Here is a 23127-nt window from a genome sequence, read left to right as displayed (position 1 = left end):
AATCCGCCCCCTCCGGTTATTAAAAATCCCTACTTATTCCAACGAAAGGTCCGACGCCGATGTTGCATGTACAGGGGAATAAAAAACAAAAAATCGGCAAGCATACGCTTGCCGAAACAGACTGTTGAAATACTCCACTTCAAGATGAATCCCTTGATAGAAGGGGAGGGGTATTCCCCGAAGAGTTTACGTACCGCCTTTGAAAATGTGCAAATACCGCTATGTCGGTATATCGGTTTTGAAATTCGAATAGCCGAGCTGCTGCAGGTAGCTTTTGCTCGTCTGTATTGCCTCCAGCGGCGGCAACATCGGATTGCCCTTGCGGGTCGGGCTCCACTGGTTGCCGTCCAATTCCACATGGGCGTAACCTGTGTAGCCGGAATTTTCCAAATACTGCAAAATCCCTTTGATATCGACGCTTCCCTGCCCAAGCGGGGTGTAACCGAGAAACCCGGTTTTGTCGATTTCCCTCCCCTGCGCGTCATGCTCGATAGGTCCGCCGATGTAATCCTTAACATGAACGATGCGGATCAGCTCACGGTATTCCTTTATAATGCCAAGCGGTTCCGAACCGCCTTTGGCGATTTGCCCGGTATCGGGGGCAAAGGCGGCATAACGGCTGTCCAGCGCATTCATCACGCGGTGGATCTCCTCTTCCGTTTCCACCGGAGTTCCGGTATGCGGATGAAAGCAGCAGAGCAAGCCCCGGTCTGCAATTCGTTCGGCCAATTCGTTGATCGTCGCAACTACATCGGCCAAATGATCGGTTAATGAAAACGAAGGACGATGGACCATTTTGCCCCCGATGATGACGACCGGTCCGGCGAATTTCTTGTACATCTCCACCCACTGCAGCACCTTGCCGATCTCCTCCTGCCGCACGTTCGGATCGACAAGATCCAGGTGGCAGTACAGCGATGTAAGCTGCAGCCCGTGCCGCCCCATCAGCCCGGGTAAATCCCGGCCGCTCGCCTCCCACTCCTCCAGCACCCAGCCGAATGTCTCCGTACCCCAATAGCCGCACGAAGCGATGGCCGGAATGGCCGACTCTATGTCCGAATTGTCCCACGTGATGGCGGTATGTCCGAACCGGATCCGATTTGTCATGGCGTCGTCTGAGCCTCCTTGACTGTTTCCGGCTGATTGCGCCAGGAATACTTCGGCTCGTAGCCGAGTTTTTCGCGCAACTTTTTGCAGGTGATAATCCCCTCGGTCCCCTCCAAATGAGCGGCCATCTCCTTAAGCTCCGGCCACACCTTGGCGGCAAAATGTTTCGTCTCCTCCGAGTGGCGGCTGTCGGTCAGCAGATAAAACGCTTCGAACGGCTCCAGATGCTCCGCTTCGATGGCCAATTGAAAAGCTTGCGCCGCATCCCTGGGGTCCAAATACTGGTACGTCGTAACGACCGGCCCGCCCTTGGGAACGGTTCTTGGCTCCAGCGCATCGCCGTATTTATAATCGCTTTTGCGGGACGGCCAGTCGATGCCCTGCAGGCGGAAAGCGACGGTCCGGATGCCGTATGCTCTGCTGTACGTTTTCAATATTTCCTCGCCGATCATTTTCGACAAAGCATACGTATCCTCCGGACGGTTCGGATGATCCTCGTCGATCGGCAAATAATCGACCTGAAACGGCGTGCCGCTGATTCTTCTCCCAAGTCCGAGCGTATAATAGGAGGACGCCATAACGACGGTTTTCACATGCTTGAACCTTCTGGCTGCGTCCATCAAATAATACGTCCCCATCGTATTCACCTTCATCGTCTCATCCTCCGGCAGCCTCTGGATGCGGGACTGCCCCGGATGGAGATCGGTGTCGTACGGGATGGCCGCAAGATGAACGATCGCCTCCGCTTCGGAAAGCGAAACCGCCCGCATGCAGTCGCCCGGATCGGTCAAATCTCCCTTCACGAACGGCACGCCAGCCGGGTAATCCGCCGCATCCGGGGCTGCACAGTCGAATCCGGTCACCCGGTAGTTTCGCTCCAGCAGGTACTCGATCACGTAACGCCCGAGACGGCCACTGCCGCCCGTAACCAATACGTTTTTCATTCGTTTTCACTCCCCTTAAAAGCTTCTTTAAGCGGCTTATTCAAGTTAAGCCTATTCGTGCTGCAGCGCTTTTAAAAATTCGATGCCGTGCCGGAAAAACTCAGCCTCCTGTTCCTTCACATCCCGGTCCTGCTCCCACCTCATCCAGCCGGGCTCGATGATCAGATGCAAACCTTCCGCATGCGGACTGCTTCCCGCCAGCAATTGCAGCGCCCTTGGAATATCGACGTGCCCGCTTCCAAGCGGACAGCCGAACGCGGTAAACGGGATCAATCCTCTCACCGGCGAATCGACGACGACCATATCTTTCATATGGGTCGTAAACGCATAAGGCGCCAGCGCCTCGATGTCTTCGTTCGGATCGCAAAATACGGTAAAGCCGTTTGCCGTGTCGAGCGCCGCGCCTACAAGCGGAGAATCGACCGCATCCAGCAAATGGGCCAGCTCGCGGCCGGTAAAATCGCAATGGTTTTCGACCGCAAGCAAGATGCCGGCATCCCCGGCGATTCGCGCCGCTTCCTTAAGGGAAGGAAGCAGCGCATCCAGATGGTCCCGGACGGACATGCTGCGGTTAAACCTGCTGGTCGCCGCCTTGAGCCGGCCGTAGGCGGTCCGCACGACCGGCATGCCGAGCAGCTTGGCTTGCTCCATGCCCTGCACGAACATCGCTTTGGCATCCGGATCGGCAAACGGGCCGGCAAGCCCGAACGCTCCGGGCACGGACATCTCCAATTCGACGGCCAGCGACTGCGCGAGCCGTCCGAGCTCCTCAAGCCCGGAGCGTTCCTTCGGAAGGTGCCGGACCTGCAGCACCTCGCATCCAAGCTCCGCCGCTCTCCGCAGCTGCCACTCCGCCGCAGCCTCCTGATCCACCCCGTCCGGAACAGGATAAAAGCTTCCGGTGAACCCGACTTTCATGGAGCGTATTTTTAATTTCAGAGCGGAATCGGGTTCCTCGTCCGTATGCCGTTTCAGCACGCGATCATCTCCTTATTGTAAGCCTCCGGGGGATCGGATGCGGCCGATCCCCCGGTACGCGGCTTATTTTTTGCTGCCCTTCCATTTGGCGTCGTATTCCTTCTGCATGATCGACATGTACTCGTCAAGCCCCAGAGCTTTCAGCTCCGCCTGAAATTTATCCCAATCCTTCTCGATATCCTGATTGCCGACGATAAAGTCGGCGATGGCCGCTTCCAGCTTTTTATTGATTTCCGTCTTCAGATCGTTAAACCGGGTGGCCGTATTAGGCTCGAAGAAAAACTTCGGCACCGACACCTTGGCCGCATATTTGTCGTACAGCTTCGCCGCATCGAACAAAACTTTTTCCAGATCGAAGCGGCCCTCGGGCAGCATCTCCCGCGAATCGGAGCCGAAAGGCGGCCATGCCGTGTTGGCTCCCTGCCAGTGCACATTTTGCGGCTCCTGCCATAAATCTTTGCCGATCAGCTTGAACTGCGCGGGCCCGCCGTTGGCCGCCGTCGTCCCCTTCGGAATTTCCCAGTTCACTCCCGGCACCCCGTAACGGCTCCGCAGAAAAGCTTCGTGGGAATACATGAAATCGATCAGCTTCATCACCGCGTCCGGATGCTTGGAAGCGGCCGGAATGACAAACTGATAGCTTCCGACAATGCCGAATTCATTGAAATATGCGGTTTGAAACCCTTTGGGCCCCTTAAGCGGAGGTACGATCTCGTAGTTCAATCTCGTCAAATCCTGCGCGGCAAAAGCATGCGGACCGCCGTTCGGGACGGCGCCGACCGTATTTCCGCCGTTCAGCTCGACCATCTGCTTGAGCTGCGCCTCATCGTTGGTAAAGGACGATTGGTCGATCAGCCCTTCCCTGTACAGCTTATTCAAGTAGCGGATGCCGTCTCTCCAATCCTGCGTCGTAAACGCTGCGACCACCTTGTCGTCCTTTACGTAAAGCCCGTTCGAATCCTGATACGTAAACGCGTTCATAATGAATTGATCGACTTTGGCGAACCAGCTTTTCGGCGAGCCGACGATGCCGATCTCATCTTTTTTGCCGTTTCCGTTCGGGTCCTTTTCCTTCACCGCCTTCAAATATTCGTACAACTCGTCCGTTGTCGTCGGCACCTTCATATTCAGCGCTTTCAGGAAGCTTTTATTGACCCAAAACCGCATCGCCCGGTCGCAGTTGTAGCAGATGCCGACCTGCGGGAAGCCGTACACGTGCCCGTCCGGGGCTGTCGTGGCCATCTTGATATTCGGGTATTCCTGATACATTTTTTTCACGTTCACGCCGTGCTTTTCCACCAGATCCTCAACCTTGCGGATGACCCCCTGCGTGCCGTATGTCGCCAGCGCGGAGTTATCCAGGCCGAAGTTGCCCATGATCAGATCGCCCAAATCCCCTCCCGACGAAAGCTCCAGGTTCAGCTTCGTCTTCGCATCGGCCGCCGGATAGAAGTTCCAGTTGATATGCACGTTCGTCTGATCTTCCAGCCACGTAGTCAGCTCATTTTTCCCGTAATCCCAGGACAGCACGGTCGGGCTGGACGGAACCGTCACCGTAATGGTGACCTTTTCCTTGGAAATCGGCAGCGCTCCCGGTGCCGATACGTTCGCCGAGTCCTTGGGATTGGAGGAATCCCCCGAACCGCCGCCCCCGCTGCACGCGGCAAGCAGCATGGAAACGCACAGCAGCGCGGATACCCCGCCGGTGTAATATCTTTTTTTCTTCATCCCGCTTTCACCCCTCGATAGTGGATCTATACAATTATGCCGGCCTCCGCCTCTACCTTGCGAAGAGCAGGCCAACTGCCCGGCCTCATCCTTTAATCGAACCGATCATCACGCCTTTGACAAAATGCTTCTGCACAAACGGATAGACAAGCCATACCGGCAAGCTGGCGACAATGATGACGGAATATTTCAGCAGATCGGCCAGCCCTTGCTTCTTCGTCATCGATTCGGGGTCGGTGATCGTGCTCGGATCGATTTCGTTCTGAATCAGGATATCGCGAAGTACGATTTGCAGCGGAAACAAACTTTTGCTTTTCAAATAAATAAAAGCGTTGAAATAGGCGTTCCAGTGCGAGATGCCGTAAAACAGCACAAGCACGGCGATGATAGCCTTAGAGAGCGGCAGCACGATGCTCCACAAAAACCGGAAATGCGAGCATCCGTCCATGGAGGCGGCCTCGAACAGCTCCTGGCTGATCGTCGTTTGGAAAAAGGTGCGCGCGATGATCATGTTCCAGACGGCGATCGCCCCCGGCAGTATTAACGCCCATCTGGAGTCGATGAGGCCCAGGTCCTTCATTAACAAATAATTGGGGATGAGCCCCCCGTGAAAGATCATCGTGAAGGCAAACAAATACATCAGCACGTTTCGGCCGACCATCGTTTTCCGCGACAGCGGATAGGCGGCCATGATCGTGAGCGCCACGTTGATGACGGTGCCGATCACCGTGTAATAGACGGTATTCGCATAGGCGGGCAGTATGCGCGGGTCCTTGAAGATGGCGGCATACCCCTCAAGGGAAAAATCGACCGGCCATAAAAACACCTTCCCCGATACGACGGCCAGCCTGTCGCTTACCGAGGCGCTGAACATGTAAATGAGCGGATACAGCACGATGCAGAGGGCAAACAGCAAAATCAGGTCGTTGACGGAGTAAAAAATTTTATCCGCATTCGTTAAAGCGGTGCGATTTGTCTTCATGGGCAGACCTCCTTGAAGTTACCATAAGCTGGTTTCCCCTACTTTTTTGGCGATCTGATTGACGAGCAATATCAAAATCATATTGACGACGGAGTTGAACAAGCCGATTGCCGTCGCGTAGGCGTAATTCGGGGCGCTAGACGCCAAGCTGACCGAATACACGTAGGTGGAGATGACCTCGGAAGAAGCGATATTCAGCGGATTTTGCATCAAATATATTTTTTCGAACCCGATGCCCATAATCGACCCCGCATTCAAAATAAGCAGCGTCACGATCGTCGGCGCAATGCCGGGAAGATCGATATGCCATACCCGCTGCAGCCGGCTGGCGCCGTCAATCGTCGCCGCCTCGTGAATTTCCGGACTGATTCCCGACAACGCCGCCAAATAAATAATGGTCCCCCAGCCTGTCGTCTGCCAAATGCCGGACCACACATAGACGGACTTGAACCAGGACGGATCGCCCATAAAGTTAACGGGCTCCCCGCCGAACAACCCGATGGCCATATTGACGATGCCGATGCGCGGATTGAGAAACTGCAGGATCATGCCGACCATCACGACCGTAGAAATGAAGAAAGGCATGTAGGTGACAAACTGCACCGCCGTCTTGAACTTCGTTCTTAACGTCGCATTCAAGGCCAGCGCCAGCATGATCGGCAGCGGGAAACCGGCAATCAGCTCATACAGGCTGATGAGAATCGTATTTCCGACAACCCGGGTAAACTGCGGAGAGTTAAAAAAACGCTCGAAATGATCGAAGCCGATCCACGGGCTTCCCCATATCCCTTCCATGATTCTGAAGTTTTTGAAGGCGAGCTGTACGCCGGCCATCGGAACGTATTGAAAAATAACGAGCCAGACGATCGGCAGCAGCAAGAGCAAGTACAGCTGATAATCGTGCCTCATTCGCTTCAGCAGAATGCGTTCTTTTCTCAAAGCGGCGCCTGGTCTCGCGATAGCCTCCGAAGCCGTTTGTTCCATAAAACGGAGCCTCCCGTGCAAAAAGTATAGAAGTCATATTTTTCTATTCGTTACTTATATTTGTAATTGACAGCGGTTACATGATACACTTAGTTCAAACACTGTATTAAGTTTATCGTCTTCTCGCACAAGCGAACATACCCATAGTTGAATCGTTTGTTACCCAAAATGAACCTGACCCCGATACCCCGCATATGGCAAGGCAGCGTTATTAATTATAAGGACTCATGGGAAGGTGTATCTTATGGTTAATATGAACATGCCGAGGCTTGCAGACTTCACCCTGGAGGAGTATTTCGCGCACGATATCCAAAGCAATCTGCATCTGTTCAGCATGCATGTGCGCCGCGTAAAAGGAACCTGGTTTTACCCGTCCCACGAACATTTTCAGTATGAAATCAACTATTTGATCGAAGGGTGCCAGGAATTTACCGTAAACGGAAGAACGTTTGACCAGCAGGCGGGCGACATGATATTCATTCGTCCCGGCGAGGTACATTTCAACCGTTCCGGGGACGGCAAGGAGTTCACTTACTTTTGCCTTCATTTCCAGATTGACGACCGCCAGCTGCTGCCGCTGCTGAATCATTTCCGCCATTCGTTATACCCGTCCGGCTCTGCGCTGACCCGCCGGCTGCTGCCGCAGCTGGGCCGCCTGATCGAATATTCCAAAATGCCGGCCTCCCGGCAAATCCGCGACCGATGGTCCATGTTGTCCGAGCTGTTCCGATTGTTCGGCTCCATCGCCGAAGAGCATGCCCAGCAGGAGCCTGCGGAAGCCGAACCGGCGGAGAACGACCGGCTCGCCCGGCACATTGCGAATCGAATTGAAGTCATGATCAAGCGGTCGCACATCCACGGCTTTGCTGCCACGGAACGGGCGCGGATTGACGATATCGCCGAAGAATTAGGCATCAGCCTCTCCTACTGCAACCGGGTGTTCAAGAAGCGCTACCATATGTCGCCGCGCCAATATCTCTCCTCCCTGATGCTTCAGAAAGCCCAGCATTTGCTGAGACAGAAAGATTTGAAGATCGACCATGTCGCCGAGCTGCTCGGCTACCGCGATATCGCCCATTTCAGCAGGCAGTTCAAGCGCTGGACAGGCACTTCGCCGGCCTCTTTCAAGCAAAAGGCGTTGGGAAAGGAGTGACATGGTTGCGCGAAAAAAAAGAAGGCCCGGAAAGGGCCTTCAGACTGTCCAAAAAAAAACCGACTTCCAGATGAATCCCTGGATAGGGGAGAGGGGGATTCCCCGGTGAGTTTAATTACAATATCCGGGCTGTCAGCATGCCTCTGGCTACGCGGGTGCCTTTGCATACCATTTCGATATCGATTTTGCAAAACCGCCGGCTCAACTCGATGATGACGGGAACGATGTCGATTTCGTCGTCGATCTGCAGCGGCACCAGAAAGTAATGCGACGAGCTGTCCACGATAAGGTCGCCTTTCTTGTGCTCGTGAACCGCACGGTAAGCCGCCCGGGTCATCAATGTAGACAGGACGCCTTCGGATACGATCCCTTCGAAATTGATCATCGGCGGGGTGATCGCGCCCCGGAAATAAAGCTTGCCGTCTTTGTCCCTGAGCTCTTCAAATCCCGACCATATTTGGTACTCGTACGTTTCCCCGTGCTGCGGCTGCTTCTGCATGAGCTGCATCGCCTTCATGACATCCTTGCGGCTGATCACGCTGATCATCCGATGGTCCGTGCCGACGACGGGAAGCAGTTCGATCCCTTCCCAAACCATCATGTGGCCGGCGGAAGCAACGGAAGCTTTGACGCTGATCGTCAGCGGATTCGAGGTCATAAGCGAGCCGATCGATTGGCCGGGTTTCGTGCCGATAATATCCTTGGTCGTGATCATGCCCACGGGCTTCCGGTCGTTGTCGACGACGGGGTAACGGGTATGCGTCGTTTTTTCCACAAGCTTCTGCATATCCTTGACCGTATCGGTTTCCTTCAAGGAATAAACGGGGGCATCCTTGCGAATGATGTCCTCCACCCGCATGATCTGCTTCTTGATCAGCCTGTCCTCGATCGCCCGGTTGATCATCGTCGCCACCGTAAACGTATCGTACGTGCAGCCGATAATGGGCAGGGCAAGCTCGTCGGCCAGCTCCTTCACCTCGGGTGTCGTATCGAACCCGCCGGTAATAAGCACGCCCGCCCCTTGCCCCAAAGCGCACATATGCGCCTGCACGCGGTTGCCGACGATCAGAAGATTATCCCGCTCGATGTATTTGATCATCGCTTCGAGCTGCATGGCGCCGATCACGAATTTGTTCAGCGTCTTGCCGAGACCCGCCGAGCCGCCGAGCACGACGCCTTCGACCACGTTGACGATTTCGGCGAACGTCAATTTGTCGATCTGGCGCTCCTCTTTCTTCTCGACCCGGATTGTCCCGATCCTTCGCTTCGTGCTGACGAGGCCGAGGTTCTCCGCTTCCTTGATCGCGCGGTATGCGGTCCCTTCGCTGACGTCAAGGTCTTCGGCCATTTGCCGGACGGACAAGCGGGTGCCGACGCTCAAGGATTGAATATATTGGGTAATTTTCTCGTATTTGGTTTGGAGCTCCGAATTCCCTGCCTGCATTAGGCTACACCTCGAATTGTTATATCCTGTTTCAAACATTATAAACCGGCAGGGGTAAAAAAAACCAGCACCCGACTTGTTCAGGTACTGGTTTTTCATTTGAATTACGGTGAAAATTGCTCCTGCTCCGTCGAACCGGCGAGCGCCGTCGTCGACGAAGTCCCTCCCGATATGACTTGCGACACCTCGTCGAAATACCCGGTGCCGACCTCGCGCTGATGGCGGGTCGCTTCGTAGCCCCGCTCTTCGCTGGCGAACTCGGATTGCTGGAAGTCGGAGTACGCGGCCATCCCGCGCCGTTTGTAATCGTACGCCAGCTCGAACATGCTGTGATTGAGCGCATGGAAGCCGGCCAAAGTAACGAATTGGAACTTGTAGCCCATCCTGCCGAGCTCCTGCTGGAAGCCGGCGATCGTCTTGTCGTCCAGCTTCTTCTTCCAGTTGAACGAAGGCGAGCAGTTGTAAGCAAGCAGCTTGCCCGGGAACTTCGCATGGATCGCTTCGGCGAACCGGCGCGCTTCGTCAAGATTGGGCTCGGAAGTTTCGCACCAGATCATGTCGGCGTAAGGCGCATAGGCAAGTCCGCGCGAAATGGCCTGATCCAAGCCTTCGTTTACATAGAAGAAACCTTCCGGCGATCTGTGCCCGGTGAGAAACGGACGGTCGGTCGGATCGATATCGCTCGTCAGCAGCCGCGCTCCGTTCGCATCCGTTCTCGCGATGAGCACCGTGTTCACGCCCATGACATCCGCGGCCAGCCTCGCAGCGATCAGATTTCGGACTGCCTGCTGCGTCGGCAGCAGCACTTTGCCTCCGAGATGCCCGCATTTCTTCTCCGAGGACAGCTGGTCCTCGAAGTGAACGGCCGCGGCGCCGGCCTCGATCATCGATTTCATCAGCTCGAACACGTTGAGCGGCCCGCCGAAGCCGGCCTCCGCATCGGCGACGATCGGCAAATAGAAGTCGATCTCCCCCTTGCCTTCCGCCCGCTGAATCTGGTCGGCACGCTGCAGCGCCTGATTGATCCGTTTGACGACGTGGGGGACGCTGTTTGCCGGGTACAAGCTTTGATCGGGATACATATGCCCGGACAAATTGGCGTCGGCCGCAACCTGCCAGCCGCTGAGGTAAATCGCTTTAAGCCCCGCTTTGGCCTGCTGAACCGCTTGATTGCCGGTTAAAGCGCCGAGCGCCGGCACATAATCCTCCGTATTCACCAGCTTCCACAGCTTCTCCGCCCCGAGTGCGGCCAGCGTATGCTCGACCACGACGGTTCCGCGCAGCCGCAGCACATCCTCCGGCGAATAAGGCCGGCGAACTCCTTGAAAGCGTGGGGAATTCCAGTTTTCCCGCAATTGTTCGAGCTGACGTTGTTGATTCATGTCTCATCTTCCTTTCGATATGATTTTCTAAATGAAATTATTGCTCCAAATACCCGGTGCCGCCGCAAACCGGACAAGCGTCCGGCCAGGCTACACGCTCGCGCTCAGGACGCGCGGCTTCGGACGCGGCATCCTTTTCCAATCGGCCGCGTTCCTCGCTGTTCCGATAAATGTCCAATTCGCCGTTCCCGTGACAGGCAGGACAGTCCATATGCTCCCCTCCAATCCAATTGTTATATAATAATTTGTTTTCTTGTTGGTATTATATAACAATAAACAAATTTATTGCAACAATATTTTTTATTTTAATTGTTATATAATATATATCCTTTCGCCGAACAACAAAAAACCCACCGTCCGTTCGGTGGGTTTCATTCATAGCGGCCTCGTTTGCCGGCGCTTTTCTTTTATTCGCAGCTGATTTCGGGAATGAAAAAATAATACAATGTCTGATGAACCGGCGAGAGCGGGAAAAAGGCCGTCCCCCCGCATTCGTCATGCTCGCCGGCCTCCCGTCTGCCGTAAATTCCGGGCTCATATTCGCCCGGCGCATCTCCTGTCTCCCATGTCGTCGCCAATGCCGTTCCGCTCATCATTCATCTCTCCCTTGGATTTTTTCAGTCTGTAATAATACAATATTAATTTATTTATAAATTATACACTCTGTTTTTAATTTTTCAATAAAAATTATTATATTTTTTATTTTTATATAACAATATATCGGATAGAAAACTATTTATCTGGTGCAGCAACCGGTTTCGGGCACGCGCGGTAGATGGCGTAACGGTTGCAGGTGAGCTTAAAGGGGGCGAATGGGTGATTTCAGAACGGTAACGGTTGCCACAGCCGTTATTTGTGAACTTTCATCGTTTTGAGGGGCACAGGATGATAAATAAGCTCTGCCACGACCGTTACGATTTAAAATTGACGTTTTGGACCCAAATAAGCTCAGCTGCAACCGTTAGCCTGCCCGTATGCATGACGCACTTGCCATTAAGGGTTCCAGCTAACCGCACGAAAAAGAAAACGGAGCCCGCACAAACGCGAAGCTCCGTTCTTCCGAGCGGCAAACTATTGCCGCCGTTATGCTGTTATAATTGCAGCTCCTTCAGCTCCGCCTCCGTAAAAACGCGCGAACGTGTGAGAAACCGCTGTCCTTCCGGCCCTTCCAGCGAAAACATGCCTCCTCTGCCGGGGACGACGTCGATGATCAACTGCGTATATTTCCAGTATTCGTACTGAGCCCGGCTCATATAAAAGCCCGCTCCGCCGATTTCCCCGAGCCGAACGTCCTGATCTCCGAGCATAAACTCCCCTTCCCGGTAGCACATCGGCGAGCTTCCGTCGCAGCATCCGCCCGACTGATGGAACATCAGCGGCCCATATTTCTCCTTCAGCCGCTCGATCAGCTCCAGCGCTGCGTCCGTCGCCAAAACTTTCCGCACTTCCATGGCAGCCGCCGCCTTCTCAGAAAAATCCCAAAGCGTTCGGACTGTAGCTGACAAGCAGGTTTTTCGTTTGCTGGTAATGGGACAGCATCATTTTGTGCGTTTCGCGGCCGATTCCCGACACTTTGTAGCCCCCGAAGGCGGCATGCGCCGGATAAGCGTGGTAACAATTGGTCCACACGCGGCCGGCCTGAATGCCTCTGCCGAACCGGTAAGCCGTGTTGATGTCGCGGGTCCATACCCCCGCCCCCAGCCCGTACAACGTATCGTTGGCGATCGCCAACGCTTCCTCCTGATTTTTAAAGGTCGTGACGGAAACAACCGGTCCGAAAATCTCTTCCTGGAAAATCCGCATCTTGTTATGCCCTTTGAACACGGTCGGCTCGATATAATATCCGCCTTCCAGGTCGCCAGTCATTGCCGCTCTACCGCCGCCGATAAGGCATTGCGCTCCTTCCTCGCGGCCGATGCCGATATAGGACAAAATTTTCTCCACCTGCTCGCCGGATGCCTGAGCGCCGATCATCGTGTCCGTATCGAGCGGATTGCCCTGCTTGATCGCGGCTACGCGCTTTAACGCCCGTTCCATGAACGGCTCGTAGATGGACTCCTGAATCAAGGCGCGGGACGGGCATGTGCACACCTCGCCCTGGTTCAGCGCGAACAGAACAAAACCTTCGATCGCTTTATTCAGAAATGCGTCATCCTTTGTGAAAACGTCTTCAAAAAACAAGTTCGGAGACTTGCCGCCGAGCTCGAGCGTAACCGGAATAATGTTTTGCGAGGCGTACTGCATGATCAGGCGGCCTGTCGTCGTTTCTCCCGTAAACGCAATCTTGGCGATGCGGCTGCTGGATGCGAGAGGTTTGCCCGCTTCGAGCCCGAAGCCGTTTACGATATTCAGCACGCCCGGAGGCAGCAGGTCGCCGATCAATTCGGCCAGCACCATAATGGATGCGGGCGTCTGCTCCGCGGGCTTCAGCACGACGCAGTTGCCGGCGGCGAGAGCGGGCGCGATCTTCCATGCAGCCATAAGCAGCGGGAAATTCCATGGGATGATCTGCCCGACGACGCCGAGCGGCTCATGAAAATGATAGGAAACCGTATCGTCGTCCAGCTCGCCGAGCGTGCTTTCCTGCGCGCGAATGCAGCCCGCAAAGTAGCGGAAATGATCGATCGCGAGCGGCAGGTCGGCGGCCAGCGTTTCCCGGACCGGCTTTCCGTTGTCCCACGTTTCAGCCACGGCAAGCATCTCCAGATTCGCCTCCATGCGGTCGGCGATTTGCTGCAAAAGGAGCGCGCGCCGGGCAACCGCCGTGCGGCCCCATGCCTCTTTGGCGGCATGCGCCGCATCCAGGGCGAGCTCGATGTCCTCCGCGGTCGAACGGGCGACTTCGCAAAATGCTTTGCCTGTCACCGGCGTGACGTTTTCAAAATATTGCCCTTTGACGGGCGCCACCCATTTACCGCCGATAAAATTGTCGTAGCGCTTTTTGAAAGCGACTTTGGAGCCGACCTGCCCCGGTTGTGCGTAAATCATGTGTCCAGCCTCCTTGTTTTTAATCATTTTGCCTACATGGTTTAAATGAAGCAAAATTCGTGCCAACAAGAAGAGAAAGCTGGCGACATGAAAATTTACACCTCGTATCTTTTGCGCTTCGCGGAGGAGCCGATGTTCATCGATTCCCGGTATTTGGCGACGGTTCTTCGGGAAATCATACAGCCCTTCTCTTGAAGCAGCTCAGCGATGTTTTGATCCGACAGCGGATTGGTCTTGTCTTCCTTGGCCACGATATCGCGGATTTGCTCCTTGATCTGCAGGGCGGACGCCGCTTCGTCCCCGCACTGCGGAATCGATGCGGAGAAGAAATGCCTCAGCTCGTACGTCCCCCACGGCGTCAGTGCGTATTTGCCGCGGACCGCCCTGCTGACGGTCGATTCGTGAACGTTCAGCACGCCTGCGATATCCTTCAGCGACATCGGTTTGATCGATGCGGGCCCATGCTCGCAAAAATCGCGCTGGATATCGAACATCGCTTTCGCTACATGGTGCAGCGTGGCCTTACGCTGCTCGATGCACTTCGAAAGCCATTTGGCCGCGGTCCATTTTTGCCGCAAATACGAGCTCGTCTCCTTGCAGTCCGTTTGTTTGATCATATTCAGATAAAACAGGTTCCAGGACAAGGCCGGAGCTGCTCTATCGTCCAGGACGACTTCGAACCTTCCTTCGACGTTTTGGATCACGACATCCGGCACGACATACTCCGGTTTCCCTTTGCCGTACGCGAGCCCAGGCTTCGGATTCAGCCTGCCGATGCGGTCCACCGCCTTCTGAATCGCCGCCGTATCGACCGCATACTTTTTAGCCAGCAAAGCGAACTTCTTATTCGCAACATTCTGCAGATCACGAGCGACAAGCGCCCGGGCCAGCGCATTTTGCGGATCGTTCTCAGCGAGCTGCAGAAGCAGGCACTCCTCCAGACTTGTCGCGCCCACTCCGGACGGCTCCATGCTTTGAACGATGCGCAGCGCCCGCCGCAGCTCCTGCAGCGGAGCGCCGATATGCCCGGCCAGCTCTTCCGGCGTCCCGTCCAAATACCCGTTATCGTTTAAACTGCGAATAAGCATGAGACAATACAGATAGGTTTGTTTATCAAGATTTTGCCATTTCAGCTGCTCAAGCAGCGCTTCCTCCAGCGATTTCTCCGTGTCGGCATGGACGTTCAGCCACCAGTCGCTATCATGCTCCGCCGCTGATTTTTTCCTGCCGCCCGTCCTCACGCGGGGTTCCCCGGAAATCGATTCGATTAACGGATTGTCCGCCGTCTGCTCCTTGACATACTCCATTAATTCCAGAGACGACATTTGCAAAATATCGATAGATTGCCTCAGTTTCTGCGTCAGCTGGAGTCTCATCTGCTGTGCCGCCAACATCCGGAGCTCCATCAATGAACCTCCTCCCAAACAAAATGTAAGCGATTCCACATTCTTCTTCAATTATATAAGTATCGCCCCATACATATCAAGCAAAAATCGTGCCAACCCGCATTCGCCGCAGCGTAACCGGGCCGCTGCGGCCCGGTGTACAAAAGTAGACAAAACGGGACAGTGCGTCTCATTTTGTCTCCCTGTACCACACGCGCACCGCAAACGGCCTCTCCCGGCCCCGCCGCTCTTCACCTGCATCGTTTGGCACGGTATTTGCTTCAGTGATTATGTGTCGCCTGATTCACAACCATATCAAAAGGAGGATTCACGCATGGTCGAAACTGCACAGGAAAAGGGAGTTTCATTAAGTCGGGAAAAAGCGGGCTGGATGTATCAAAAGATGGTGGAAATCCGAAAATTCGAGGATGCGGTTCACGATTTGTTCGCCCAGGGCAAGCTGCCCGGCTTCGTTCATCTCTATGCGGGAGAAGAAGCGGTGGCCGTCGGTTTATGCGCGCATCTGGACGATAAGGACAGCATCACCAGCACCCATCGCGGTCACGGGCACTGCATTGCCAAAGGATGCGATCTGAGCGGCATGATGGCGGAAATTTACGGCAAAATCACCGGACTATGCAAAGGCAAGGGCGGGTCCATGCATATCGCCGACCTGGACAAAGGCATGCTCGGGGCAAACGGCATTGTCGGCGGCGGATACCCGCTGGCGTGCGGTGCCGCGTTGACGGCCAAGTACAAGAAGACCAACGCTGTAAGCGTTTGCTTTTTCGGCGACGGCGCGAACAACCAGGGCACCTTCCATGAAGGCATCAATTTGGCGGCGATTTGGAAGCTTCCCGTCGTTTTCGTCGCGGAAAACAACGGATACGCCGAGGCGACTCCGTTCACCTACGCCTCCAGCTGCAAATCGATTGCCGATCGCGCGATCGCCTACAACATTCCCGGCGTCCGGGTGGACGGAAAAGATGTGCTCGCCGTCTATAAAGCGGCCGAGGAAGCGGTGCAAAGAGCGCGCCGGGGCGAAGGACCGACACTGATCGAATGCGTGACTTACCGCAACTACGGACACTTTGAAGGAGACGCCCAGAAATATAAGAAAGATCAGGAGAAAAAGGAGCATCTGCAGCAAAAAGACGCGATCGCCAGCTTCCGGACCTACCTGGTGAGCCGGCAGCTGTTTACGGAGAACGAATTGGACGAAATCGACCAATCCGTCGAGCGGTCCGTGCGGGATGCGATCGAGTTTTCCGAAAACAGCCCGTTCCCGGACGCATCCGAGCTGCTGACCGACGTTTATGTATCGTATTGATCCGACCTTATCCAATTTTAGGAGGACTGTCAAATGGCCAGAAAAATAAGTATGTCTGCGGCGATTAATGAAGCCATGAAACTTGCCATGCGGAAGGACGAAAATGTCATTCTCATGGGAGAAGATGTGGCCGGCGGTGCGAATGTCGACCACCTGCAGGACGATGAAGCCTGGGGCGGCGTTCTCGGCGTCACGAAAGGCCTGGTGCAGGAATTCGGGCGCGAACGGGTTCTCGATACGCCGATTACGGAAGCCGGTTACGTAGGCGCCGCCATGAGCGCGGCCGCCACCGGTTTAAGACCGATCGCCGAGCTCATGTTTAACGATTTTATCGGAAGCTGTCTCGACCAGGTGCTCAATCAGGGGGCGAAATTCCGCTATATGTTCGGCGGCAAGGCGCAGGTGCCCGTCACCATCCGCACGATGCACGGAGCCGGCTTCCGCGCCGCAGCCCAGCACTCGCAAAGCTTGTACGCGCTGTTCACAAGCATTCCCGGCGTGAAGGTCGTCGTGCCTTCCACCCCGCACGATGCGAAGGGCCTGCTGCTCGCCGCCATTGAGGACAACGATCCCGTCTTCTTTTTCGAGGATAAAACCTTGTACAACATGACCGGCGAAGTTCCCGAAGAGTATTATACGATTCCGCTCGGGAAAGCGGACATCAAACGGGCCGGATCGGACCTGACGATCGTCGCCATCGGCAAGCAGGTGCATACGGCGCTGACGGCGGCGGAGCAGCTCGCGAAGAAGGGCATCGAAGCGGAGGTGATCGATCCGCGCAGCCTGTCTCCGCTTGACGAGGATACGATCCTGTCGTCGGTGAAGAAAACGAACCGCATCATCGTCATCGACGAAGCGAATCCGCGATGCAGCATAGCGACGGACATCGCCGCGCTTGTTGCGGACAAAGCGTTCGACAGCCTCGACGCGCCCATCAAACGGATTACGGCGCCGCATACGCCGGTTCCGTTCTCTCCGCCGCTGGAAGATCTGTATTTGCCTTCCCCGCAAAAAGTGCTTGAGGTCGTATCCGAGCTGCTCGGGGATATTTCACTGCAGAGAGTTTAATTTCACAGGATCGGAGAGTATGCCAAATGGCTGTAGAAATCGTGATGCCCAAATTGGGAATGGCCATGAAAGAAGGAATGGTTTCCCATTGGCGCAAACAAACCGGGGATCCCGTTTCCAAGGGAGAAATTATCGCCGATATCAATTCGGAGAAAATCGAAATGGAAGTCGAATCTCCCGCGGACGGGGTGCTTCTCGAAATCGTCGTGCCCGTGGGGCAAGGCGTGCCGCCGGGAGCCGTCATCTGCCGGATCGGGAATCCGGACGAACAGATCGTCTCGCCTGCCGCCCCTATCCCGGAGGCCAAAGCCCATATCGCGGAAGCGGCGGCATCCGCGGCCGCAGCGGAGCCTTTGCCTAACGCCGGCGGCTTGCCGAAACGAGGGGAGATCAAAATCTCCCCCGTTGCCCGGAAAATGGCGGAAGCCGCAGGCATCGACATCGAGTCGCTCGAAGGAACGGGCCCGCAAGGGAGAATTACGAAAGAAGATGTGGAGCGCGCGATGGAAAAGCGATCCTCCGCCGCTCCACCAGCAGCGGAGGCCGCCTCGGCCAACGTCACTGCCGTCCGAGGCGCTGAACAGGTCGAGCAAACCCCCGTTGCCGGCATCCGCAAAGTCATCGCGTCCCGCATGCTGGACAGCTTGCAGCAAAGCGCCCAACTGACGCTAACGCTAAAGGCCGACGTCACCGCCCTGCTCGCGCTGCAAAAACAAATGAGCGACGCTGCGCAAAAGCAGCACGGCGTCAAATTGACGGTTACCGATTTTACCGCCCGCGCCGTGGTGCTCTCGCTCGCGCAGCACAAGCAGATGAACAGCGCTTATATCGACGAGCGGATTCATACGTTTGGCCATGTGCATTTGGGCGTGGCGGTCGCTTTGGAAAAGGGACTGGTCGTCCCCGTCGTTCGGCATGCCGAAACGCTTTCACTGCTTGAGCTGGCGCGCGGTCTGAAATCTTTGGCGCAGCGAGCCCGCAGCGGCCAGCTCGGAAGCGACGAGATGCAGGGCTCCACCTTTACGATCACGACTCTCGGCGCCTTCGGGATCGAGCATTTCACGCCGGTTCTGAACCCGCCGGAGGCGGGAATTCTCGGAATCGGCGCCATTCAGGACACTCCCGTTTATAGCGGTGATGAACTGCAGCGGAGAAGCCTGCTCCCGCTCAGCCTCACCTTCGATCATCGGGTGCTGGACGGAGCGCCTGCGGCCGAGTTTCTTCGCACTCTCAAACAACATTTGGAAGACCCGTACAGACTCGTTCTTTAGAAAGAAGGGAATTTCCATGAGCAAATTAGCGATTATCGGAGGGGGACCGGCAGGGTACGTAGCTGCGATTACCGCCGCCCGGCATGGCGCCGAAGTGACTCTTGTCGAACAAAAGCAGCTTGGAGGAACCTGTTTGAACGAAGGCTGCATGCCGACCAAGTCGCTGCTGGAAAGCGCCGATATGATAGATAAAATCCGGCACGCCGGGAGGTTCGGCATCCGCCTGCCTTCCGGCCAAACGGAGATCGATTGGAACGGAGTGCAGGGATACAAGAACGGCGTTATTGAAAAGCTTGTTCAAGGCATCGGATATTTGATGAAAAAAAACAAAATCAAGGTGGTAAGCGGCAAAGCGAGCTTCGAAACGGCATACCGCCTGCGCGTGGAACAAGACGGGAAGATGTCCGCCGTGGAGGCCGACCGGTTCATCATTGCCGCCGGCTCGGAGCCGGTCGCTTTGCCTTTCGCCCCTTTTGACGGGAAATGGGTCATACACAGCGGGGAGGCAATGTCCCTCCCTTCCGTCCCTGCTTCGCTCTTGATCGTAGGAGGCGGCGTCATCGGGTGCGAGTTCGCGAGCATCTACAGCCGGCTCGGGACCAAGGTGACGATGGTCGAAATGGCCGACCAACTGCTCCCCGGCGAAGATGCCGATATCGCATCCGTCCTGCAAAAAGAACTGGAGAATGCCGGCGTGCAAATTTATACTTCCGCCGCCCTGAAACAGCTCGATTCCGCGGCGAAGACTGCCCGGATTGAAAACAAAGACGGGAGCCGCGAACTGAGCGCCGATTACGCGCTCGTCTCCATCGGGAGGAGGCCGCGAACCGCAGAGCTGGGATTGGAGCATATCGGCGTCGAGGTGTCCCGCCAGGGCATACAGGTCAACGCGCATATGCAGACGAACATTCCTCATATTTACGCCTGCGGCGACGTCGTCGGCGGAATCCAGCTCGCCCATGTCGCCTTTCATGAAGGAACGGTCGCCGCACTGCATGCGTGCGGGGAAGAAGCGCAGGTCAACTACCGGGCGGTCCCGCGCTGCATCTATACGTCGCCGGAGATCGCCAGCGTAGGAATGACGGAAAAGCAGGCGCGCGAGAAGTACGGAGACATCCGGATTGGGGAATTCCCGTTTGCCGCAAACGGAAAAGCGCTGATCCTCGGCGAGCAGACCGGCAAGGTCAAGGTTTTGGTGGAGCCGCGGTTTTACGAAATTATCGGCATTTCGATCGTCGGCCCCCGGGCCACGGAGCTGATCGGCCAAGGCACGGTCATGCTGCATGCGGAAATGACAACCGATATCGTTGAGGATCTGATCGCCGCCCACCCGACTTTGTCCGAAGCCGTCCACGAGGCGCTTCTCGGCGCCGTCGGGCATGCTTTGCACGCTTGATATTTTGGTCTCGGGAGGGATTGATATGAAAGCAAACGATAAAGTCGCCATCGTTACCGGTGCGGCCAGAGGCATCGGCAGAAGCATCGCACTCCGACTGGCCGTGGATGGACATCATGTCGTGGTGAACGACGTGAATGAGGAGAAGCTGCGGCTCGTCGCCGAAGAGATTCGGACGCTGGGCCGCCGCTCGCTGGCCATTGCGGCGGACGTCAGTGTCGGAAAAGAAGTGTACGCTATGGTCGATCAAACCGTCCAGGAATTCGGACGTCTTGACATCATGGTGGCCAACGCGGGGATTGCCCAGGTCAAGCAAGCGATTGAAATTACCGAAGAGGACTGGGATAAAGTGTTTGCCGTTAATGCCAAAGGAGTATTTTTATGCGACCAGGCCGCGGCCAAACAAATGATGAAGCAAAAAAGCGGCAAAATTATTAACTGCGCCAGCATCGCCGGGCGTTCGGGCTTCAGCTTGCTCTCCCATTACAGTGCGACCAAATTCGCCGTCATCGGCTTTACGCAGGCTCTCGCCAAAGAGCTGGGACCTTTCGGCATCACCGTCAATGCGTACTGCCCGGGAATTGTCGGAACCGATATGTGGGAGCTCATCGACGAGAAGATGGGGAGCTACCTGGGTCTTCCCAAAGGCGATACGTTGAAGAAATACGCCGAATTGATCACCCTCGGCAGAGTGGAAACGCCGGAAGATGTGGCATGCCTTGTGTCCTATCTCGCCTCGGACGATGCCAATTATATGACCGGACAATCCATCAATATTTGCGGCGGGGTTTTGATGAATTAGCTTATGAATAAGGGGCTGCGGCTTAGGCTTGTTCTTGTTGAGTGCGCTTTCAAACTGTTATATAATACGGATAGACTCCGACTGTTGAAAAAACCCAACTTCAAAATGAATCCTTTGATAAGGGAGAGGGGTATTCCCCGGAGAGTTTACGGGCCGCCTTTGAAAACGTGTAAAAACCGCTTTTTACTTATTCAAATTACACGTTTTCAAGAGTGGCCGGAGGGGATACCCCCGCCCATGACAATTGGATTCATCCGCTTTTTGGGGTTTTTCAACAATCTGGATAGACTCCGCTTAATTTGTCACACCGTCATAAAACATCCCCTTATACAGGAGAGTCGAGATATGGATACGACGCTTTCTTTAAAAATATGGGATCGTTTTGTCAGTGAAGGTGTACTGGATTCCTCGCGCCTGAACAAAAGATTGGCCGAATCCTGGTATCGCTCCAGAGAAGCCCGGGTAAATCCTCATTTCGGCAAAGGCCGTTATATTTTGCCGCCCGAGGAGCTGCATTCGCAAAAGGAAAAAAATACTTTGCTTCAGCATATCGCCCTTCCTCATTTGGATAAAATGAAGCAGTTTACGAACGAACTGGGCATGATTTCGCTGCTGATCGATCCGGAAGGATATGTGCTGACCATGTCCGGAAATCGCGATACTCAAAACGAAGCGAAAAAAATCAATTTCGTCGAAGGCGTCCGCTGGACCGAAGACGAAGTGGGAACGAACGCCATCGGCACGGCGCTGCTTATCGGAGAGCCCATTATGGTAACCGGAAGCGAGCATTATTCGGTCGCCTCTCACCGGTGGAGCTGCGCCGCCGCTCCCATTCGAAACGACGAAGGGAAGCTTCTCGGCATCCTCGATGTTTCATGTCCGGTGGATTGTGCGCATCCTTACACGCTCGGGATCGTTTCCACCGTCGCCTATACGATTGAACGCGAAATCAGCATTCGCATGCATAGGGACGAGATGGAGCTCGCTTATCAATCCATGGACTTGATCGAATCGGATAGACCGCTGATCGTCTGCAATCATAAGATGGCCGTCGTCAGCGCAAGCAAATCCGTCCGGCAGACGGTCCCGAAATGGCAAGGACTGCATGCCGGAAAGATCGCCGAATACGGCTTTGATTTCCAGATGGAGTTCCCCATCCTTTCCCGTTCTCATGGCGGAATCATCGGAACGTGCTTGTATTTGCTCAAAAAAGACGCCAAGCCAACTAATCAGCATTTTTTCTCTTCGCCGCCTTCGGCGCCGTTTGAATTTAAAGGAGAGGCCGGCGTAAGCCAGTCGTTTCAGCGCACGCTCCATGAAATGAAGCGGGTGGCTCCTACGGATGCGACCGTCTATCTCTTGGGTGAAACAGGGACGGGAAAAGAAGTCATCGCCCGGTCCATCCACGAAAACAGCCCGCGGAAAAACGGCCCGTTCGTTGCCGTGAACTGCGGAGCGATTCCCAAAGAGCTGATGGAGAGCGAGCTGTTCGGTTATGCAGAAGGGGCTTTTACAGGGGCGCGCCGCGGAGGGTACAAGGGGAAATTCGAGCAGGCGAACCATGGAACCATTTTTCTCGACGAAATCGGCGAAATTCCGCCTTCCATGCAGGTCGCTCTGCTGCGCATATTGCAGGAACGCAAGGTGACCCCCATCGGCAGCCACAAAGAAATTCCTTTGGATATCCGAATTATCGCCGCGACGCACCGCGACCTTCGCCAACTGGTGGACGAGGGGAAATTCCGCGAAGATTTGTATTACCGCCTGCACGTATATCCGATTTCCGTCCCCCCTTTGCGGGAAAGGAAGGAAGATATTCCGTATTTGGTCCGGTATTTTTGCGAGAAGCTGGGCTGGAACCTGCCGCTGTCTTCCCCGTTCTGGGAGCAGCTTATGAGCTATCATTGGCCGGGAAATATCCGGGAGCTTATGAACGTACTGGAACGCCAGCATATTTTATATCAGGGGGAAATGCACGATCCGTTCCCGCTGTCACAACGGGAGAAAACGGAAGTTCCGCATTCTCCTCACACGTCGCTTTCTTTGCGTGAAAAAATCCAGCTCGATCAAATGACCGACGCTTTGCAAAAAACGAACGGCAACGTCTCGAAAGCCGCCAAACTGTTGGGCGTTCCGAGAAGCACCTTCTACAAAAGACTGCAAAAATTCCAAACCCCGTTTTGAA

20 protein-coding genes are annotated in these 23127 nt (G+C 55.1%); 7 read left to right on the top strand and 13 right to left on the bottom strand.

Features of this window, described 5'->3' with window-relative positions:
- Nucleotides 1–219: 219 nt before the first annotated feature.
- From MYS68_RS00570 to MYS68_RS00545, 6 genes are all read right to left on the bottom strand, one after another.
- Nucleotides 220–1107 (bottom strand): sugar phosphate isomerase/epimerase family protein, encoded by an 888-nt coding sequence (locus tag MYS68_RS00570; RefSeq protein ID WP_248923951.1) that lies wholly within the window; start codon nt 1105–1107, stop codon nt 220–222.
- A complete protein-coding gene (locus MYS68_RS00565; RefSeq protein WP_248923950.1) occupies nt 1104–2051 on the bottom strand; it encodes an NAD-dependent epimerase/dehydratase family protein in 948 nt (315 codons plus the stop codon). The genes MYS68_RS00570 and MYS68_RS00565 overlap by 4 nt, the downstream gene beginning before the upstream one ends.
- A 51-nt stretch (nt 2052–2102) precedes the next feature.
- A complete protein-coding gene (locus MYS68_RS00560; protein ID WP_248923949.1) occupies nt 2103–3029 on the bottom strand; it encodes a sugar phosphate isomerase/epimerase family protein in 927 nt (308 codons plus the stop codon).
- A 63-nt stretch (nt 3030–3092) separates the two neighbouring features.
- On the bottom strand, nt 3093–4757 hold the full coding sequence (locus MYS68_RS00555) for an extracellular solute-binding protein (protein WP_248923948.1): 1665 nt from the start codon (nt 4755–4757) through the stop codon (nt 3093–3095).
- Nucleotides 4758–4842: 85 nt separating this feature from the next.
- Nucleotides 4843–5739, bottom strand: a complete 897-nt coding sequence (locus MYS68_RS00550; RefSeq protein ID WP_248923947.1) for a carbohydrate ABC transporter permease — start codon at nt 5737–5739, stop codon at nt 4843–4845.
- Between the two features lie 18 nt (nt 5740–5757).
- Nucleotides 5758–6723 (bottom strand): ABC transporter permease, encoded by a 966-nt coding sequence (locus tag MYS68_RS00545; protein ID WP_248923946.1) that lies wholly within the window; start codon nt 6721–6723, stop codon nt 5758–5760.
- A 244-nt stretch (nt 6724–6967) separates the two neighbouring features.
- Here MYS68_RS00545 and MYS68_RS00540 point away from each other — a divergent pair, with 244 nt between their 5' ends.
- Nucleotides 6968–7876: a helix-turn-helix domain-containing protein gene (locus tag MYS68_RS00540; protein ID WP_248923945.1), complete on the top strand. Its 909-nt coding sequence runs from the start codon at nt 6968–6970 to the stop codon at nt 7874–7876.
- Nucleotides 7877–7991: 115 nt separating this feature from the next.
- Here the strand turns inward: MYS68_RS00540 and MYS68_RS00535 are convergent, their stop codons facing one another.
- From MYS68_RS00535 to rpoN, 7 genes are all read right to left on the bottom strand, one after another.
- Nucleotides 7992–9320: a DRTGG domain-containing protein gene (locus MYS68_RS00535; RefSeq protein WP_248923944.1), complete on the bottom strand. Its 1329-nt coding sequence runs from the start codon at nt 9318–9320 to the stop codon at nt 7992–7994.
- Between the two features lie 104 nt (nt 9321–9424).
- A complete protein-coding gene (gene aceA / locus MYS68_RS00530) occupies nt 9425–10702 on the bottom strand; it encodes an isocitrate lyase (protein WP_248923943.1) in 1278 nt (425 codons plus the stop codon).
- A gap of 37 nt (nt 10703–10739) precedes the next feature.
- On the bottom strand, nt 10740–10913 hold the full coding sequence (locus MYS68_RS00525) for a hypothetical protein (RefSeq protein WP_248923942.1): 174 nt from the start codon (nt 10911–10913) through the stop codon (nt 10740–10742).
- Nucleotides 10914–11109: 196 nt separating this feature from the next.
- Nucleotides 11110–11295, bottom strand: coding sequence for a hypothetical protein (locus MYS68_RS00520; RefSeq protein WP_248923941.1), 186 nt, complete (start codon nt 11293–11295; stop codon nt 11110–11112).
- Between the two features lie 498 nt (nt 11296–11793).
- Nucleotides 11794–12153, bottom strand: coding sequence for a DUF779 domain-containing protein (locus MYS68_RS00515; RefSeq protein WP_248923940.1), 360 nt, complete (start codon nt 12151–12153; stop codon nt 11794–11796).
- Nucleotides 12154–12169: 16 nt separating this feature from the next.
- On the bottom strand, nt 12170–13690 hold the full coding sequence (gene adh / locus MYS68_RS00510; RefSeq protein WP_248923939.1) for an aldehyde dehydrogenase: 1521 nt from the start codon (nt 13688–13690) through the stop codon (nt 12170–12172).
- A gap of 95 nt (nt 13691–13785) precedes the next feature.
- Nucleotides 13786–15096: an RNA polymerase factor sigma-54 gene (rpoN, locus tag MYS68_RS00505; RefSeq protein ID WP_248923938.1), complete on the bottom strand. Its 1311-nt coding sequence runs from the start codon at nt 15094–15096 to the stop codon at nt 13786–13788.
- Between the two features lie 313 nt (nt 15097–15409).
- Here rpoN and MYS68_RS00500 point away from each other — a divergent pair, with 313 nt between their 5' ends.
- From MYS68_RS00500 to MYS68_RS00475, 6 genes are all read left to right on the top strand, one after another.
- Nucleotides 15410–16405, top strand: a complete 996-nt coding sequence (locus MYS68_RS00500; protein ID WP_248923937.1) for a thiamine pyrophosphate-dependent dehydrogenase E1 component subunit alpha — start codon at nt 15410–15412, stop codon at nt 16403–16405.
- Nucleotides 16406–16438: 33 nt separating this feature from the next.
- Nucleotides 16439–17473, top strand: a complete 1035-nt coding sequence (locus MYS68_RS00495) for an alpha-ketoacid dehydrogenase subunit beta (protein ID WP_248923936.1) — start codon at nt 16439–16441, stop codon at nt 17471–17473.
- Between the two features lie 26 nt (nt 17474–17499).
- Complete coding sequence (locus MYS68_RS00490; protein WP_248923935.1) at nt 17500–18744, top strand: dihydrolipoamide acetyltransferase family protein; 1245 nt, start codon at nt 17500–17502, stop codon at nt 18742–18744.
- 16 nt (nt 18745–18760) lie between these two features.
- Nucleotides 18761–20140, top strand: coding sequence for a dihydrolipoyl dehydrogenase (lpdA, locus tag MYS68_RS00485; protein WP_248923934.1), 1380 nt, complete (start codon nt 18761–18763; stop codon nt 20138–20140).
- Nucleotides 20141–20165: 25 nt separating this feature from the next.
- Nucleotides 20166–20942, top strand: coding sequence for an acetoin reductase (locus tag MYS68_RS00480; protein ID WP_248923933.1), 777 nt, complete (start codon nt 20166–20168; stop codon nt 20940–20942).
- A 345-nt stretch (nt 20943–21287) separates the two neighbouring features.
- Complete coding sequence (locus MYS68_RS00475; RefSeq protein ID WP_248923932.1) at nt 21288–23126, top strand: sigma-54-dependent Fis family transcriptional regulator; 1839 nt, start codon at nt 21288–21290, stop codon at nt 23124–23126.
- The last annotated feature ends 1 nt before the right edge of the window (nt 23127 follow it).

The sequence above is a fragment of the Paenibacillus hamazuiensis genome, assembly GCF_023276405.1.
Taxonomy (GTDB): Bacteria; Bacillota; Bacilli; order Paenibacillales; family NBRC-103111; genus Paenibacillus_AF; species Paenibacillus_AF hamazuiensis.
The sequence above is the reverse complement of the archived record's forward strand: the minus strand, read 5'-3'. Positions and strand labels throughout refer to the sequence as shown.

Excerpts from the sequence above, each read along its gene's own strand:
- MYS68_RS00525 (WP_248923942.1), bottom strand. The coding sequence starts at position 10,913 with ATGGACTGTCCTGCCTGTCACGGGAACGGCGAATTGGACATTTATCGG.
- MYS68_RS00480 (WP_248923933.1), top strand. The coding sequence starts at position 20,166 with ATGAAAGCAAACGATAAAGTCGCCATCGTTACCGGTGCGGCCAGAGGC.
- MYS68_RS00495 (WP_248923936.1), top strand. The coding sequence starts at position 16,439 with ATGGCCAGAAAAATAAGTATGTCTGCGGCGATTAATGAAGCCATGAAA.
- MYS68_RS00545 (WP_248923946.1), bottom strand. The coding sequence starts at position 6,723 with ATGGAACAAACGGCTTCGGAGGCTATCGCGAGACCAGGCGCCGCTTTG.
- adh (WP_248923939.1), bottom strand. The coding sequence starts at position 13,690 with ATGATTTACGCACAACCGGGGCAGGTCGGCTCCAAAGTCGCTTTCAAA.
- MYS68_RS00540 (WP_248923945.1), top strand. The coding sequence starts at position 6,968 with ATGGTTAATATGAACATGCCGAGGCTTGCAGACTTCACCCTGGAGGAG.
- aceA (WP_248923943.1), bottom strand. The coding sequence starts at position 10,702 with ATGAATCAACAACGTCAGCTCGAACAATTGCGGGAAAACTGGAATTCC.
- MYS68_RS00550 (WP_248923947.1), bottom strand. The coding sequence starts at position 5,739 with ATGAAGACAAATCGCACCGCTTTAACGAATGCGGATAAAATTTTTTAC.
- MYS68_RS00520 (WP_248923941.1), bottom strand. The coding sequence starts at position 11,295 with ATGAGCGGAACGGCATTGGCGACGACATGGGAGACAGGAGATGCGCCG.
- MYS68_RS00570 (WP_248923951.1), bottom strand. The coding sequence starts at position 1,107 with ATGACAAATCGGATCCGGTTCGGACATACCGCCATCACGTGGGACAAT.
- rpoN (WP_248923938.1), bottom strand. The coding sequence starts at position 15,096 with ATGGAGCTCCGGATGTTGGCGGCACAGCAGATGAGACTCCAGCTGACG.
- MYS68_RS00500 (WP_248923937.1), top strand. The coding sequence starts at position 15,410 with ATGGTCGAAACTGCACAGGAAAAGGGAGTTTCATTAAGTCGGGAAAAA.
- MYS68_RS00535 (WP_248923944.1), bottom strand. The coding sequence starts at position 9,320 with ATGCAGGCAGGGAATTCGGAGCTCCAAACCAAATACGAGAAAATTACC.
- MYS68_RS00490 (WP_248923935.1), top strand. The coding sequence starts at position 17,500 with ATGGCTGTAGAAATCGTGATGCCCAAATTGGGAATGGCCATGAAAGAA.
- MYS68_RS00555 (WP_248923948.1), bottom strand. The coding sequence starts at position 4,757 with ATGAAGAAAAAAAGATATTACACCGGCGGGGTATCCGCGCTGCTGTGC.
- MYS68_RS00515 (WP_248923940.1), bottom strand. The coding sequence starts at position 12,153 with ATGGAAGTGCGGAAAGTTTTGGCGACGGACGCAGCGCTGGAGCTGATC.
- lpdA (WP_248923934.1), top strand. The coding sequence starts at position 18,761 with ATGAGCAAATTAGCGATTATCGGAGGGGGACCGGCAGGGTACGTAGCT.
- MYS68_RS00475 (WP_248923932.1), top strand. The coding sequence starts at position 21,288 with ATGGATACGACGCTTTCTTTAAAAATATGGGATCGTTTTGTCAGTGAA.
- MYS68_RS00565 (WP_248923950.1), bottom strand. The coding sequence starts at position 2,051 with ATGAAAAACGTATTGGTTACGGGCGGCAGTGGCCGTCTCGGGCGTTAC.